13 protein-coding genes, 1 tRNA gene and 1 pseudogene are annotated in these 14737 nt (G+C 39.4%); 7 read left to right on the top strand and 8 right to left on the bottom strand.

What is annotated here, in order from left to right:
* Window positions 1-44: 44 nt before the first annotated feature.
* The 6 genes and pseudogenes from DQN49_RS03475 to DQN49_RS03450 form a co-directional block, all read right to left on the bottom strand.
* Entirely contained in the window at window positions 45-731 is a 687-nt protein-coding gene (locus DQN49_RS03475) for a ComF family protein (RefSeq protein WP_006995131.1), read from the bottom strand.
* A gap of 12 nt (window positions 732-743) precedes the next feature.
* Complete coding sequence (gene pilQ, locus DQN49_RS03470) at window positions 744-2081, bottom strand: type IV pilus secretin PilQ (RefSeq protein WP_006995132.1); 1338 nt, start codon at window positions 2079-2081, stop codon at window positions 744-746.
* A 9-nt stretch (window positions 2082-2090) separates the two neighbouring features.
* Window positions 2091-2504 carry a pilus assembly protein PilP gene (locus tag DQN49_RS03465; RefSeq protein WP_006995133.1) on the bottom strand — a complete coding sequence of 138 codons (414 nt, stop codon included), beginning with the start codon at window positions 2502-2504 and terminating at the stop codon, window positions 2091-2093.
* The gene (comC, locus tag DQN49_RS03460; protein ID WP_005662592.1) at window positions 2501-3022 is read right to left on the bottom strand and encodes a competence protein ComC; all 522 of its coding nucleotides are present in this window, start codon (window positions 3020-3022) and stop codon (window positions 2501-2503) included. The genes DQN49_RS03465 and comC overlap by 4 nt, the downstream gene beginning before the upstream one ends.
* Window positions 3019-3525: a competence protein ComB gene (comB, locus tag DQN49_RS03455; protein ID WP_006995134.1), complete on the bottom strand. Its 507-nt coding sequence runs from the start codon at window positions 3523-3525 to the stop codon at window positions 3019-3021. The genes comC and comB overlap by 4 nt, the downstream gene beginning before the upstream one ends.
* Window positions 3526-4323: pseudogene (locus DQN49_RS03450) on the bottom strand (competence protein ComA).
* Between the two features lie 98 nt (window positions 4324-4421).
* Here DQN49_RS03450 and DQN49_RS03445 point away from each other — a divergent pair.
* The 7 genes from DQN49_RS03445 (at window position 4422) to DQN49_RS03415 (ending at window position 11686) form a co-directional block, all read left to right on the top strand.
* The gene (locus DQN49_RS03445; protein ID WP_006995137.1) at window positions 4422-7022 is read left to right on the top strand and encodes a penicillin-binding protein 1A; all 2601 of its coding nucleotides are present in this window, start codon (window positions 4422-4424) and stop codon (window positions 7020-7022) included.
* Between the two features lie 72 nt (window positions 7023-7094).
* Window positions 7095-7940 (top strand): 23S rRNA (adenine(2030)-N(6))-methyltransferase RlmJ, encoded by an 846-nt coding sequence (locus DQN49_RS03440; RefSeq protein WP_006995138.1) that lies wholly within the window; start codon window positions 7095-7097, stop codon window positions 7938-7940.
* 152 nt (window positions 7941-8092) lie between these two features.
* Window positions 8093-8422, top strand: coding sequence for a YbaB/EbfC family nucleoid-associated protein (locus DQN49_RS03435; protein ID WP_005629464.1), 330 nt, complete (start codon window positions 8093-8095; stop codon window positions 8420-8422).
* Window positions 8423-8552: 130 nt separating this feature from the next.
* Window positions 8553-9155 (top strand): recombination mediator RecR, encoded by a 603-nt coding sequence (recR, locus tag DQN49_RS03430; protein ID WP_005626527.1) that lies wholly within the window; start codon window positions 8553-8555, stop codon window positions 9153-9155.
* A gap of 15 nt (window positions 9156-9170) precedes the next feature.
* Window positions 9171-11126 carry a DNA topoisomerase III gene (locus DQN49_RS03425; protein WP_006995139.1) on the top strand — a complete coding sequence of 652 codons (1956 nt, stop codon included), beginning with the start codon at window positions 9171-9173 and terminating at the stop codon, window positions 11124-11126.
* A gap of 108 nt (window positions 11127-11234) precedes the next feature.
* Complete coding sequence (secG, locus tag DQN49_RS03420; RefSeq protein WP_005691381.1) at window positions 11235-11576, top strand: preprotein translocase subunit SecG; 342 nt, start codon at window positions 11235-11237, stop codon at window positions 11574-11576.
* A gap of 24 nt (window positions 11577-11600) precedes the next feature.
* Window positions 11601-11686: transfer RNA gene (locus tag DQN49_RS03415), tRNA-Leu, on the top strand.
* A gap of 437 nt (window positions 11687-12123) precedes the next feature.
* Here DQN49_RS03415 and DQN49_RS03410 read toward each other — a convergent pair.
* On the bottom strand, window positions 12124-13794 hold the full coding sequence (locus DQN49_RS03410; protein ID WP_006995140.1) for a fructose-specific PTS transporter subunit EIIC: 1671 nt from the start codon (window positions 13792-13794) through the stop codon (window positions 12124-12126).
* A 1-nt stretch (window position 13795) separates the two neighbouring features.
* Entirely contained in the window at window positions 13796-14737 is a 942-nt protein-coding gene (fruK, locus tag DQN49_RS03405) for a 1-phosphofructokinase (RefSeq protein ID WP_006995141.1), read from the bottom strand.

Raw genomic sequence — 14737 nt, 5'->3', positions numbered from 1 at the left:
CGGGAATAATACGCTTATCGCGCTTTTTTTTCCAGTGCTTTATATTAAGCTCGCGCCAGCCCCCACACTTGGATCTCCTCCACACCTAATTTTCGCAACAATTTTGAGATTTCATTGAGTGTAGAACCAGTAGTAATCACATCATCCACCAATGCTATACGACGATAAGGAAACTCATTTTTCAAAACAGCAAGAGAAAAGGCATTTTTTAAATTCTGACGACGATCTTTTGCACTCAAACCACGTTGAGTATAGGTGTGTTTCACACGCTTTACGATATTGTTCAAATTAGGAATATCCAGCCAACGACTTAATTGCCGAGATAATAAATCTGCCTGATTATAACCCCGTCGCCACTGACGAAAATGATATAAAGGCACTGGAATGATTGCTTCTGGCAATTTAAGTTGATGCGTTCGTTTAGCATCACGCACCGCAAGATATAAAAGCCGAGCTAAAGTGCGGTCAATCCAAAATTGATTTTGAAATTTAAAACGGTGAATCAATATCGAAAGAGGTTCAATATAATGCCCAATAATGACCATCTTATCCCAACTAGGTTCTTGTTTAAGACAATTCCCACAACGCTGCGCATAATATTGCAATTCCGCACCACAATGACCGCAATAAGGAAAAGATTTAATTTGTTTTTGGCAACCTGAACATAGCCCATTTTTTGCAATATGAAGATTGCCACGACAGTGGATACAGCGAAAATTAAAAAAATTCATCGTCTAAAAAAGTTATTTTTTCCCCGCACTTTTTTGTTTCAACGCCTCTAACGTTTCTCCTGCTTTTAAAATATGTGGCGTCACGAAAATCACGAGCTCACGTTTTTGATGTCGTTCACTTTCTTTGCTAAATAATCGTTTAATAACGGGTATATCGCCAAGCAATGGCACTTTATCTTCGCTTTTCGTGATTGTGTCGTGAAATACGCCGCCAAGCACAATGGTTTCCCCATCTTTGGCAAAAACCTGAGTATTAATTTCTTGCTTATCAATAGAAACCCCCTCATTTTGTCCATAAGCGACACGAGAACCAGGGGAATTTTGACTTACCAATAAATCAAGTAAGATATTGTTATCTTTAGAAATATGTGGCGTCACTTCCAAACCAAGTACTGCCTCACGAAATTCCACAGATTGCGTATCGTTACGAGTATTACTCACGATGTAAGGAATTTCTGTACCCTGTTTAATGCTCGCACTTTTCTTATTGGTAGTGAGTAAGCGAGGACTTGCAATAATTTCTACATTATTTTCACGCTCCAATGCACTCAATTCTAAATCAAGCAATCGCCCATTAATTTTGGCGACTTGTAATGCTATAGAGCCAGCAGGTGTCGTCGTTGTCGCAAAATTTACATTAAGATTATCCGCAATATTTTCAAAGCTATTGCCTGTAAGGCTGCCCGCAACTCGTCTTGCATTTTCAGTTGGATTAAAAATCCCCCACCGAACGCCAAGTTCTTTCAAACTCTCATCCGTAATTGTCACAATTCGCGCTTCAATAGCGATCTGTTCAATAGGCTTATCCATTTCAGCAATCAGTTTTTTGATATTTTGCACAGAACGAGGTTCATCCTGAATAACCAGCAAATTACTGCGATCATCAAAGGTAATGCTCCCCGTAGAAGAAAGCAAAGATCCACTTCCTGTTGTTAAGGATTTCATTAATTCAGAGGCTTTAGCAAAATGAAGTTTTACCGTGTGGCTGACTAAGTGCGGTTCATTTGTCGTAAGATTTCCTGCAACTTGACCTTTGCCAGATTGACTGCCGTTTAAATAATAAACTCCATCATCTTTATTCAAAGTAAGATGCTTACTTTTTGCGATTATTTTTAGCAAACGTGGCATATCAATATTGTTTAATTTCAAAGAAATATTGCCTTCTAACCTCTCACCCATCACTAAATTCACATCTTGTTGGAAAGCTAATTGCTCCAGTGTTTGGGCTAAAGGTGCTTGCGATAAACGAATAAAAAAACGTTCGTTATCTGTTTTAGGATTAGCAAAAACGATTAATGGCAAACAAAAACATACTAAAAAATAACCGCACTTTAAAAGATATTTCTTCATAATCTTCCTTTAAAAACTTAATTTTTTCCATTCACTACTATCACATTGCTCTCCGAGCTTGCGCATAAATTGAACATTGTTTTGGTTGATTTTTTCTACAATATAGCCCTCTTGAGCCACATCAATGCCCTCTAAAACGCTGTAAACTTGCAAAGCCTGATCTTGCAATAAGGCAAAGGCTTTATCTTTAGAAATCACTACGCCCACCAATTTTAAAGCGTTCAAAGGAATTTCAGCCGCTTGGCGATTTTCATCCGCTCCGCATAGATTATTAGGTACATCTGAGGAAATTATTTCTGTCTGTTCCATTACTGTTTGTGCGTTATCAAACTGAGAACGGTTACGCTGTGTTTTATCGAAAGGATCTTGTCCCCAAGTGCAATTTATAAAAAGCAATGCTGTTAGGAAAAACCAATACTTCATTTTGTCTCCCTATCTAACTGAAAAATAATCTCGGTTTGCAATGGGCTGTCTTCGGGTTTGATAAACTGCAAGCGACTCACTGAAAGCTGTGACGAATTAGCCAAAAGTGCGGTTAAAAATGTCTTCGTTTTCTCAAAATGACCTGTAAGCTGTAAATGCAAAATAGGCTTTTGCCCCATTTCCCAACGTAAATGCTGAGATAAACCGTTGCGTGCAGCTAAACGTTGAATTTGTTTATTCAAAGGAATAATTTGTGCAGCCAGTTCTGGAGAAAGTTTTCGACTTTCCGATTGCTGCTGTAAAGAAGTTAAAATTTTCTGTTGATGCAACAATTCTGAACGTTTCACCGCTAACTCATTTTCAATTTCATGGAAACGTGAACTCCCCTCGATATAATCTAAAACGGGGCGAAAAATCACCGCACTTAATAGCAATAAAAAGGTTAAACCGTGCACATAAAAAGGCTGACTTAGCCATTTTCCAAAAGGAGTCAAAGGATCGTTAAAAAAAGCTTTCATTTTTCCGCCCCTTGTTCCACATCAAAGTGAAAAAACAATGTATCTTGTTCAGGTTGAACCTGACTTAATTTCACATTGGGAAAATGTTTCTTTAAAAATTGATGAATCAGTTCAAATTCTGTTTGATCTTGCGCGTTACCTTCCAAGCTTAAGTTATTCGCATCTTGTTTAAATTTATTCAGTTCTCCTTGTTGAAAAGGTAATTCACTTAGCTGTTGTAAACTCTTTTTTACTTGCTCGTTGGGAATAGATGTCAAAACTTCACCAACTTTCACCGCACTGCGTAACTGATCAATTTGCATGGTATTTTTATGAAGCTGTTGATTAAGTTGTTCAAACGACTTTTGCTGTGCCTGCAAATTTTGTTTCTGTTGTTCAATCAAATTGCTAAAAGCCAACATTAAATTAATAGCAAGCAAGATAAATAAAGCGATATAAAAAGCTAAACGACGTAAACGCTTTTGATGTTGATAAGTACGCCAAGGCAATAAATTCATCGACATTTAACCACCCACTTTTTGTTGATGTAAATCTTTTTGCCATAGCGCGTTGCCAAGTGCAATAAAAGGGAGTTCTGTTTCTACTCGCTGCCAATTTTCTAGTAATGGTGTATGACTTGAGGGAATTTGATAAACAAAAACTTGTTCAAGTTGTCCTTCAAAACGTTCGGTAAATTGTTCATAAAGTGCGGTCAAATTTTCGTGAGATTGTAAAATTTGTGATTGCTGAGATCTTTCACAAATCGCCAAGCAATAGTCATCTTCTTGAAATAAAAATAAGGTATTTTCTGACCGCACTTGTTCATTCAACAAATATTGAAATGCACGCAAAACAGCATTTGATGCAACATCCAATACATTAATTTTAAATGGCTGAAAATCTTGCAAATAAGTTTGAGCAGTACTTTTACGAATTGCAGTAACCTCTAATCGAAAACCTTGCTTTAACGGGGTAGAACGATAATCAAACCACAATTCTTCTAAAAAAATAGGCAGCTCTTTCTCAATCACAAATTTACATTGTTGATGACATTCTTGCGCATTTAACACTTGTGGCAACATTAATACTTTCGACCAAGTTAAGTGAGCGGGAATGCTTGCTACAAACTGCAAAGGAAAGGTTTTCCCTTGATATTGTGTTTTTAGCTATTGTAAAAAACGATTTTTAAAATAACGATCATTAACAAAGATTTGATAACTTTGTGGCTGTTCGAGATCATCAAACCACACAAAATCAAAATAACTCTGCTTACGATGAATGCCGATTTGTAAAGTGCGGTAATTTTTCAGGGAGAATTGCATATTCTTTCCTATTCTTTAAAGGCTGAATCTTTTATACTTAACAACCAAATCATAGGTCTCTTGACAAGAATATTCATTAACGAAGCGAGAATTTTACGATGCGGATCGCAAAATTAATATTAAACACCCTATTAACTTTATGTATTTTAGGTTTAGTAGCAGGCGGAATGTTGTATTTCCACCTAAAATCTGAATTGCCCTCAGTCGAAGCATTAAAAACCGTTGAATTACAGCAACCAATGCAGATTTATACGGCAGACGGTAAATTAATTGGCGAAGTGGGTGAGCAACGCCGTATTCCAGTGAAATTAGCCGATGTGCCACAACGCTTAATTGACGCATTTTTAGCGACGGAAGACAGTCGTTTTTACGATCATCACGGATTAGACCCTATTGGCATTGCCCGTGCATTATTTGTCGCAGTGAGTAATGGCGGTGCATCACAAGGCGCAAGTACGATTACTCAACAATTAGCGCGTAACTTTTTCTTAACCTCAGAAAAAACCATTATTCGTAAAGCTCGTGAAGCCGTGCTTGCGGTAGAAATCGAAAATACCCTCAACAAACAAGAAATCTTAGAGCTTTATTTAAACAAAATCTTTTTAGGCTATCGTTCTTATGGTGTTGCAGCGGCAGCACAAACCTATTTCGGTAAATCATTGAATGAATTGACCTTATCGGAAATGGCTATTATTGCTGGTTTACCTAAAGCACCTTCAACAATGAATCCGCTTTATTCGCTAAAACGTTCAGAAGAACGCCGCAATGTGGTGCTAAGCCGTATGTTAGATGAAAAATACATCAGCAAAGAAGAATATGATGCTGCATTGAAAGAGCCGATTGTGGCGAGCTATCACGGCGCAAAATTTGAATTTCGAGCCGATTATGTCACTGAAATGGTGCGTCAAGAAATGGTGCGTCGTTTTGGCGAAGAAAATGCTTACACCAGTGGTTATAAAGTATTTACCACTGTACTTTCAAAAGACCAAGCTGAAGCCCAAAAAGCTGTGCGTAATAACTTGATTGATTACGATATGCGTCACGGTTATCGCGGTGGCGCGCCATTATGGCAAAAAAATGAAGCCGCTTGGGACAATGATCGCATTGTCGGTTTTCTACGCAAACTACCTGATTCAGAGCCATTTATTCCTGCGGCAGTGATTGGAATAGTGAAAGGCGGTGCTGAAATATTGCTTGCCTCTGGAGAAAAAATGACCTTATCAAGCAATGCAATGCGTTGGACAGGCAGAAGCAATCCTGTGAAAGTCGGCGAGCAAATTTGGATTCGTCAGCGTGCTAATGGGGAATGGCAATTAGGACAAATTCCCTCAGCAAATTCAGCATTAGTTTCTCTTAATTCAGATAATGGCGCGATTGAAGCAGTGGTGGGTGGCTTTAGCTATGAACAAAGTAAATTCAATCGAGCCACACAATCTTTAGTTCAAGTGGGTTCTTCTATTAAACCATTTATTTACGCGGCAGCATTAGAAAAAGGCTTAACACTTTCAAGCGTATTACAAGACAGCCCGATTTCTATTCAAAAACCGGGACAAAAAATGTGGCAACCGAAAAACTCGCCTGATCGTTATGATGGCCCGATGCGTTTACGCGTAGGATTAGGTCAATCCAAAAATATGATTGCTATTCGTGTGATCCAAACGGCAGGTATTGATTTCACAGCAGAATTTTTACAACGTTTTGGTTTTAAACGTGATCAATATTTTGCAAGTGAAGCCTTAGCACTTGGCGCGGCCTCTTTCACGCCATTAGAAATGGCGCGAGCTTATGCCGTGTTTGATAATGGTGGCTTCCTCATTGAACCTTATATCATTGAAAAAATTCAAGATAACACGGGTAAAGACTTATTTATTGCAAACCCTAAAATTGCTTGCATTGAATGTAATGATATACCTGTAATTTATGGCGAAACCAAAGACAAAATCAACGGCTTTGCCAATATTCCTTTAGGCGAGAGTGCCTTAAAACCAACAGATGACAGCACCAATGGCGAAGAATTAGATCAACAACCTGAAACTGTGCCTGAACTGCCAGAATTACAATCAAATTTCACCGCACTTAAAGAAGATGCGATTGATTTAATGGCTGCTGCAAAAAATGCTTCGTCGAAAATAGAATATGCGCCACGTGTCATTAGTGGCGAACTTGCTTTTCTCATTCGTAGTGCCTTAAATACGGCAATTTATGGCGAACAAGGTTTAGACTGGAAAGGCACCAGCTGGCGCATTGCACAAAGTATTAAACGTAGCGATATAGGCGGTAAAACAGGTACTACCAACAGTTCAAAAGTGGCTTGGTATGCGGGATTTGGAGCAAATTTAGTCACTACAACTTATGTCGGATTTGATGACAACAAACGTGTACTCGGGCGCGGTGAAGCAGGTGCAAAAACAGCAATGCCAGCTTGGATCACTTATATGAAAACTGCTCTAACTGATAAGCCTGAACGTAAATTACCATTACCACCGAAAATTATGGAAAAAAGTATTGATACGATGACTGGATTGCTTTCTCCAGCTGGTGGACGCAAAGAATACTTTATTATGGGAACAGAACCAACTCGAACTTATCTTTCAGAAATGCAAGAGCGTGGTTATTATGTTCCTACAGAGTTACAGCAACGCTTAAATAATGAAGGCAATACGCCAATGCCTGCTGCACAACCACAAGAACTCTTCTAAAAATGACCGCACTTTAGTGCATAATCAGGCGAGTCAATTGGCTCGCCTTCGTTATTAAACAAAGGATATATTATGCTGAGTTACCGTCACTCATTCCATGCAGGCAATCATGCTGATGTCTTGAAACATATCGTCTTAATGCTCATTTTGGAAAATCTTAAACTCAAAGAAAAAGGCTTTTTTTATTTGGATACGCACTCTGGTGTGGGGCGTTATCGTTTATCCTCAAACGAATCAGAAAAAACGGGAGAATATAAAGAAGGCATTGGACATCTGTGGGAGCAAACAGACTTACCCGAAGATGTTGCACGTTATGTAAAAATGATCAAAAAACTCAATTATGGTGGCAAAGAACTACGTTATTACGCGGGTTCTCCATTAATTGCCGCGGAATTGTTGCGTCCACAAGATCGCGCACTATTAACCGAACTTCATCCTAGCGATTACCCAATCCTTCGCAATAATTTTAATGACTACAAAAATGTCACCGTAAAATGTGACAATGGCTTTCAACAAGTCAAAGCAACGCTTCCGCCAAAAGAACGCAGAGGCTTAGTACTAATCGATCCTCCTTATGAATTAAAAGAAGATTATGATCTCGTTGTTAAAGCCATTGAAGAAGGCTATAAACGTTTTGCCACTGGCACTTATGCGATTTGGTATCCTGTTGTATTACGCCAACAAACTAAACGTATTTTTAAGGGTTTAGACGCAACGGGAATTAGAAAAATTCTAAAAATTGAGCTCGCTGTTCGCCCAGATAGCGATCAACGAGGAATGACCGCAAGCGGTATGGTGGTAATTAATCCACCTTGGACATTAGAAACCCAAATGAAAGAAATTTTGCCTTATCTCACAAAAACATTAGTTCCAGAAGGTACAGGAAGCTGGACTGTCGAATGGATTACCCCAGAGTAATTCTCCATTATAAACGCCACTAAATTTCACCGCACTTTATAGCTTAAAAGTGCGGTAAGATTTTCTAAGATTTTAAATAAATCCCACAGTTCCCAAAAGCCCATTTTTTCGCTAGAATGCACGCAATTTTTGACTTAATAAAGGATAACATTATGTTTGGAAAAGGCGGTTTAGGCGGCTTGATGAAACAAGCCCAACAAATGCAAGAAAAAATGCAAAAAATGCAAGAAGAAATCGCGCAACTAGAAGTAACGGGTGAATCTGGTGCAGGTTTAGTGAAAATCACAATTAATGGTGCACATAACTGCCGCCGTATTGACATTGATCCGTCTTTAATGGAAGACGATAAAGAAATGTTAGAAGATTTAATCGCAGCTGCTTTTAACGATGCGGTGCGTCGTGCAGAAGAATTACAAAAAGAAAAAATGGCATCAGTTACCGCTGGAATGCCATTACCACCAGGAATGAAGTTTCCGTTTTAATCGAACACTTGTCTTCCCCTGCTTGCGGGGGAAGGTGTCGCAAAGCGACGGAAAGGGGTTCCCCCTAAGTCTTCGGTATTCCCCCGTAAATAGAGGGAGCGGAAAGTAGTCTTATATTTCATCTCAAATTATGCAAAGCAGCCCACTTTTAGAACACCTTATTGAAAACTTACGTTGTCTTCCAGGCGTAGGGCCTAAATCTGCGCAACGTATGGCTTATCATCTTTTACAGCGTAATCGTAGCGGTGGAATGAATTTAGCTCGAGCACTCACAGAAGCTATGTCTAAAATTGGTCATTGTTCACAATGTCGAGACTTTACGGAAGAAGACACTTGCAATATTTGCAACAATCCACGCCGTCAAAATTCAGGTTTGCTTTGTGTCGTTGAAATGCCAGCAGATATTCAAGCGATTGAGCAAACGGGGCAATTTTCAGGACGTTATTTTGTTTTAATGGGACATTTGTCTCCACTTGATGGTATTGGGCCTCGTGAAATTGGCTTAGATTTACTGCAAAAACGCTTAGTAGAAGAATCTTTCCACGAAGTGATTCTTGCAACAAATCCAACGGTGGAGGGCGATGCGACGGCAAACTATATTGCTGAAATGTGCCGCCAACATAATATCAAAGTGAGTCGTATCGCTCACGGTATCCCGGTCGGTGGTGAACTGGAAACTGTGGACGGCACAACGCTTACTCACTCTTTTCTAGGTCGTCGTCAAATCGACTAATCTTCTCATACCATTATGCGTTTATTTATCGCCGAAAAACCAAGCCTAGCTCGTGCTATTACTGACGTGCTCCCCAAGCCTCATCAACGTGGGGATGGTTTTATTAAATGTGGCGATAATGATGTGGTAACTTGGTGTGTAGGGCATTTGCTCGAGCAAGCAGAACCCGATGCCTATGATCCTAAATTCAAACAATGGCGTTTAGAACATCTCCCTATCATTCCTGAAAAATGGCAACTTTTACCGCGAAAAGAAGTAAAAAAACAACTTTCTGTGGTAGAAAAGCTAATCCATCAAGCGGATACACTTGTTAATGCAGGAGACCCAGATAGAGAAGGACAATTACTTGTAGATGAAGTGTTCAGTTATGCCAATTTATCTGCCGAAAAACGCGATAAAATTTTACGCTGCTTGATTAGCGACCTAAATCCAAGTGCGGTAGAAAAAGCGGTTAAAAAATTACAACCCAACCGTAATTTTATTCCTCTTGCCACATCCGCTCTCGCACGAGCTCGCGCCGATTGGCTTTATGGAATTAATATGACCAGAGCTTATACCATTCGAGGCAGACAAACTGGCTATGATGGCGTGCTTTCGGTTGGGCGAGTGCAAACCCCTGTGCTTGGTTTAATTGTACGTCGAGATTTAGAAATTGAGCATTTCCAGCCCAAAGATTTCTTTGAAGTACAGGCTTGGGTTAATCCAGATAATAAAGAAGAAAAAACTCCAGAAAAATCAACCGCACTTTTCAGTGCCTTATGGCAACCTAGCAAAGCTTGTGAAGATTACCAAGATGATGACGGCAGGGTGCTCTCTAAAGGCTTAGCTGAAAACGTTGTAAAACGTATTACAAATCAACCTGCAGAAGTCACCGAATACAAAGACGTTCGTGAAAAAGAAACGGCACCCTTGCCTTATTCTCTTTCTGCGTTACAAATTGATGCAGCAAAGCGATTCGGTATGTCCGCTCAAGCCGTATTAGATACGTGCCAACGCCTATATGAAACTCATCGTTTGATTACTTATCCGCGTTCTGATTGTCGCTATTTGCCCGAAGAACATTTTGCCGAACGCCACAATGTATTAAATGCAATTTCAACCCATTGTGAAGCTTATCTACGCTTACCAAATGTCATTTCAACTGAACAGAGAAATCGCTGTTGGAATGATAAAAAAGTAGAGGCTCACCACGCAATCATTCCTACTGCCAAAAATCGTCCAGTAAATCTAACACAAGAAGAACGTAATATTTACAGCCTTATCGCTCGCCAATATTTAATGCAATTTTGCCCTGACGCAGAATATCGTAAAAGTAAAATCACATTAAATATCGCTGGCGGTACTTTTATAGCCCAAGCGCGAAATTTACAAACGGCTGGGTGGAAAGAATTGTTAGGCAAAGAAGACGACACAGACAATCAAGAACCCTTATTACCAATAGTAAAGAAAGGACAAATTTTGCATTGTGAACGCGGAGAAGTGATGAGTAAAAAAACTCAGCCACCAAAGCCCTTCACTGATGCAACCTTGCTTTCAGCAATGACGGGCATTGCGCGATTTGTGCAGGATAAAGAACTCAAAAAAATTCTGCGAGAAACCGATGGATTGGGTACAGAGGCTACTCGCGCTGGCATCATTGAATTACTTTTTAAACGCGGTTTTTTAACTAAAAAAGGGCGAAATATTCATAGTACAGAAACTGGAAGAATTTTAATTCAGGCATTACCAGATATTGCCACCCAACCAGATATGACGGCTCATTGGGAATCGCAACTCACAGACATTAGTCAAAAACAAGCAACCTATCAACAATTTATGCATAACTTGAATCAAATGTTGCCTGATTTAGTCCGTTTTGTAGATCTTAATGCATTAAGACAATTAAGCCGCATTAAAATGATTAAATCCGATAGAGTGAAACCTAAAAGTGCGGTAAAAAAATCGAGTAAATCAAACGGTAAAACTGATTAAAGTTAAACCAATTAATATTTTTTTTATGCAAAGCACTTGCGAGAAAATTGAATTTTCTATAACATTCACGACCAGTTTTCTTGCAAAATTGCAAATTAGAGAGAAAAAATGTATCAAGTTCTTTTATTTATTTATGTTGTTGTCGCGATTGCCTTGATCGGGTTTATTCTCGTTCAACAAGGTAAAGGAGCGAACGCTGGCGCATCTTTTGGTGGTGGCGCATCAGGTACAATGTTTGGCTCTGCTGGTGCAGGTAACTTTTTAACACGTACTAGCGCGATTTTAGCAACCGCATTCTTTGTTATTGCTCTCGTTTTAGGTAATATGAATTCACATAAAGGCAATATTCAAAAAGGTGCTTTTGACGATTTATCACAAGCTGCAGAGCAAGTTCAGCAACAACAGGCAGCTCCAGCGAAAGACAATAAAAATAGCGACATCCCACAATAAAATAGGATTAGCATAAAAATTAAAGCTCTGGTGGTGGAATTGGTAGACACGCTATCTTGAGGGGGTAGTGACCACAGGTCGTGCGAGTTCAAGTCTCGCCCAGAGCACCAAATTAAAAAATATACAGCACTAAAAGCATTACAAAGCCTTGATTCTACTGAAATCAAGGCTTTTTTATTCCCTATACTCCACTATAAAATACTATCGAACCTTAGAATCTTAGTAATAGACTTAATAATATATTCACGCTAAGGCAAAAAAATCTATTACTAAAACAGCATAGAGACTTGTAAATACTAGAGGATTATCGCCTAGTTTGTTATATTACTAAGTAGGGCTATTTTATGGCATACTTAACAAATCCGCTTTCTGACGCCCAAATTAAAAAAGCAAAACTGAAAGAAAAAGATTGCTCCTACTTTTGCAAACGATTCACGAATACATCCATAACTAAAAGGACTAAGCCCTGTAGATTACAGAGCTTAGTCCTTGATTTCATAGTCTAACTTTTTCAATGAAAATTATTTTTTACATTCAAAGTGCGGTATTATTCCGCATTGTTTTTCGATTTAATAATGGCGTAAACCACACCTGTTGATAAAGCACCAATCGCAATTGCACCAAGATATTTCAACGGCTCAGATACAAATGGAATGACAAATAATCCGCCGTGCGGAGCTTGTAAGGTAATATTTAATCCCATTGAAATCGCACCAGCCACCGCACCACCAATCACAGAGCTAATAATGACTCGAATTGGATCTGCTGCCACAAATGGTAGTGCACCTTCAGAAATAAAACATAAACCAAAAACAAATGATGCTTTCCCCGCATCGCGTTGGCTAACGGTAAATTTATTGCGAGCAATCCAAGTCGCAACTGTCATACCAATTGGAGGAACCATACCTGCGGCCATTGCCGCAGCCATTGGTGTATAAACTTGGGAAGCAATCAATCCAACCGAAAAAGTGTACGCTGCTTTATTTACTGGTCCGCCCATATCGATACACATCATTGCGCCGATAATTGCACCTAAAACAATCGCATTCACTTCGCCCATTGAAGTAAGCCAATTACTTAGCTCTTTCATAATTTCAGCCACTGGTGGATTGATGAGGTAAATCATTGTCAAACCAACAATCATCGAACCTAAGAGCGGTAAAATTAAAATCGGTTTTAATGAAGTCAGACTTGCTGGCAATCGAATAATCACATTTAGCCCTTTCACCACATAGCCCGCTAAGAAACCTGCAATAATACCGCCAAGAATCCCTGCACCCGCTTCACTTGCCAACATCCCTGCAATCAAACCAACTGCAAGTCCTGGACGATCAGCGATAGAAAATGCAACGTAACCGGCAAACACGGCAATCATTAACTTGAACGCCACACCACTACCGATATTTATCAATATATTTGGAAGATCTTGAAAAACTCCTGTATTTTCAATTACATTAAAACTGAACATAAAGGAAATCGCGATCAACAATCCACCAGCAACCACTAACGGTAACATATGAGAAACGCCAGTCATTAAGTGTTTGTACACACCTTTTTTCTCACGGCTTTCTTCTTTCGTTCCCGCATTATTTCCACCATCAAAAATTTTGGCTTCTTTAAATGCTTTATCAAATTCTTGCTCAGTTTTCTTCAAGGCTAAGCCTGTTGAAGTGCGGTACATTGGCTTACCTTTAAATTTATCTAAAGGCACATCAATATCTGCTGCAACAAATACCAAATCAGCCGCTGCGACTTCTTCCACAGTAATTTCATTGCCAACCCCAACTTGACCACGGGTTTCAACTTTTACATTCCAACCTTGCTTTTTCGCATAGGCTTCAATCGCTTCGGCTGACATAAACGTATGTGCAACGCCAGTTGGACAAGCAGTTACCGCAACAATATTTTTTACACCAGAAACACCTGTAAAACTCACCGCACTTTTCGGTGCAACATAATCAGCCCCATTGGCTAAAGCGTTTGCCAGCGTGACTTCAGGAGAAATCATGGCGATAGCTTCGCCGATAATAAAGACTTTTTTACCGACTAACTCAGGGTTATTTGGTAATACAGAACCAAATACAAGAACAAGATCTGCTTCGGCTGGTGTTTCTACAATAGAGACATTTGCTTTTTGTGCAGCTGCTCGAAAAACTTCATGTAATAAATAGACTTTCGCATCGCCTACATTAGCTGATTGGGTTAAAAATAACTTCATACTATCCTTCAATCATCGTTATTTGTACTTTTTCTAAAATGGGGTCAAGTAAACTCAAATCACTCACACCGACGTTACTCTGAGATACAGCAAAAGCGGACACAGCCGTAGCAAAAGCTAAGGTTTCAGCTTTAGATAAACCTTTTTCAAAACCATAGATTAAGCCTGCTACCATTGAATCCCCTGCTCCAACGGTACTCACGACATTTTCACATTTTGCTGGCTCGGCTTTGAGCACGCCTTCATTATTAATCCATAAAGAACCTTTTGCGCCCATTGAAATAATCACGTTTTCAATGCCTTTCGCTTTGAGTTGCCGTGCAGCGGCAATAATTTCTTCAAGACGATTTAATGGATGACCAACCCAAGCCTCAAGTTCTCGATGATTGGGTTTTACTAACCAAGGTTTCGCTTTTAATCCAGCGGTGAGCGCAGCATTGCTACTATCAAGAACCACTTTAACGCCAGCTTGGTGAAGCTGATTTAACCAATCAGCAAATAATTCAGGAGACACACCTCGAGGTAAACTGCCACAAACTGCGACAATGTCATAATCTAAACAATAAGCCAAAGAATCTGTCACAAATTGTTGCCAAACTTGTCGGCTTATTTGATATCCCAAGAAATTTAAATCTGTCACATCCGCTTCAGTCTCGGTAATTTTTACATTGATACGTGTTTTGCCATCAACACGGTGGAATTTATCTTCCAAACCGTGCTTATTAAACATTTGCTCGAAATCAGCTGAATTATCCTTGCCCAAAAAGCCACCGACTGCAACATTAACGCCTAAATCTTTTAGTACTTTTGCGACATTAATGCCTTTTCCAGCAGGGAATAAGCCCAATGTTTCTACCGTATTTACTTCGCCAAGTTGAATACGATTTAAACGCCCAACTAAATCATAGGCGGCATTTAAGGTAATGGTTACGACGCTTGCCAT

This window comes from Haemophilus aegyptius, assembly GCF_900475885.1.
Taxonomy (GTDB): domain Bacteria; phylum Pseudomonadota; class Gammaproteobacteria; order Enterobacterales; family Pasteurellaceae; genus Haemophilus; species Haemophilus influenzae.
Note: the sequence above shows the minus strand (reverse complement) of the source record. Positions and strands in the feature narration are given on the sequence as shown.

Bases quoted from the DNA above. Each gene is read 5' to 3' on its own strand.
- DQN49_RS03475 (WP_006995131.1), bottom strand. From the start codon at position 731: ATGAATTTTTTTAATTTTCGCTGTATCCACTGTCGTGGCAATCTTCAT.
- pilQ (WP_006995132.1), bottom strand. From the start codon at position 2,081: ATGAAGAAATATCTTTTAAAGTGCGGTTATTTTTTAGTATGTTTTTGT.
- DQN49_RS03465 (WP_006995133.1), bottom strand. From the start codon at position 2,504: ATGAAGTATTGGTTTTTCCTAACAGCATTGCTTTTTATAAATTGCACT.
- comC (WP_005662592.1), bottom strand. From the start codon at position 3,022: ATGAAAGCTTTTTTTAACGATCCTTTGACTCCTTTTGGAAAATGGCTA.
- comB (WP_006995134.1), bottom strand. From the start codon at position 3,525: ATGTCGATGAATTTATTGCCTTGGCGTACTTATCAACATCAAAAGCGT.
- DQN49_RS03445 (WP_006995137.1), top strand. From the start codon at position 4,422: ATGCGGATCGCAAAATTAATATTAAACACCCTATTAACTTTATGTATT.
- DQN49_RS03440 (WP_006995138.1), top strand. From the start codon at position 7,095: ATGCTGAGTTACCGTCACTCATTCCATGCAGGCAATCATGCTGATGTC.
- DQN49_RS03435 (WP_005629464.1), top strand. From the start codon at position 8,093: ATGTTTGGAAAAGGCGGTTTAGGCGGCTTGATGAAACAAGCCCAACAA.
- recR (WP_005626527.1), top strand. From the start codon at position 8,553: ATGCAAAGCAGCCCACTTTTAGAACACCTTATTGAAAACTTACGTTGT.
- DQN49_RS03425 (WP_006995139.1), top strand. From the start codon at position 9,171: ATGCGTTTATTTATCGCCGAAAAACCAAGCCTAGCTCGTGCTATTACT.
- secG (WP_005691381.1), top strand. From the start codon at position 11,235: ATGTATCAAGTTCTTTTATTTATTTATGTTGTTGTCGCGATTGCCTTG.
- DQN49_RS03410 (WP_006995140.1), bottom strand. From the start codon at position 13,794: ATGAAGTTATTTTTAACCCAATCAGCTAATGTAGGCGATGCGAAAGTC.
- fruK (WP_006995141.1), bottom strand. From the start codon at position 14,737: ATGGCAAGCGTCGTAACCATTACCTTAAATGCCGCCTATGATTTAGTT.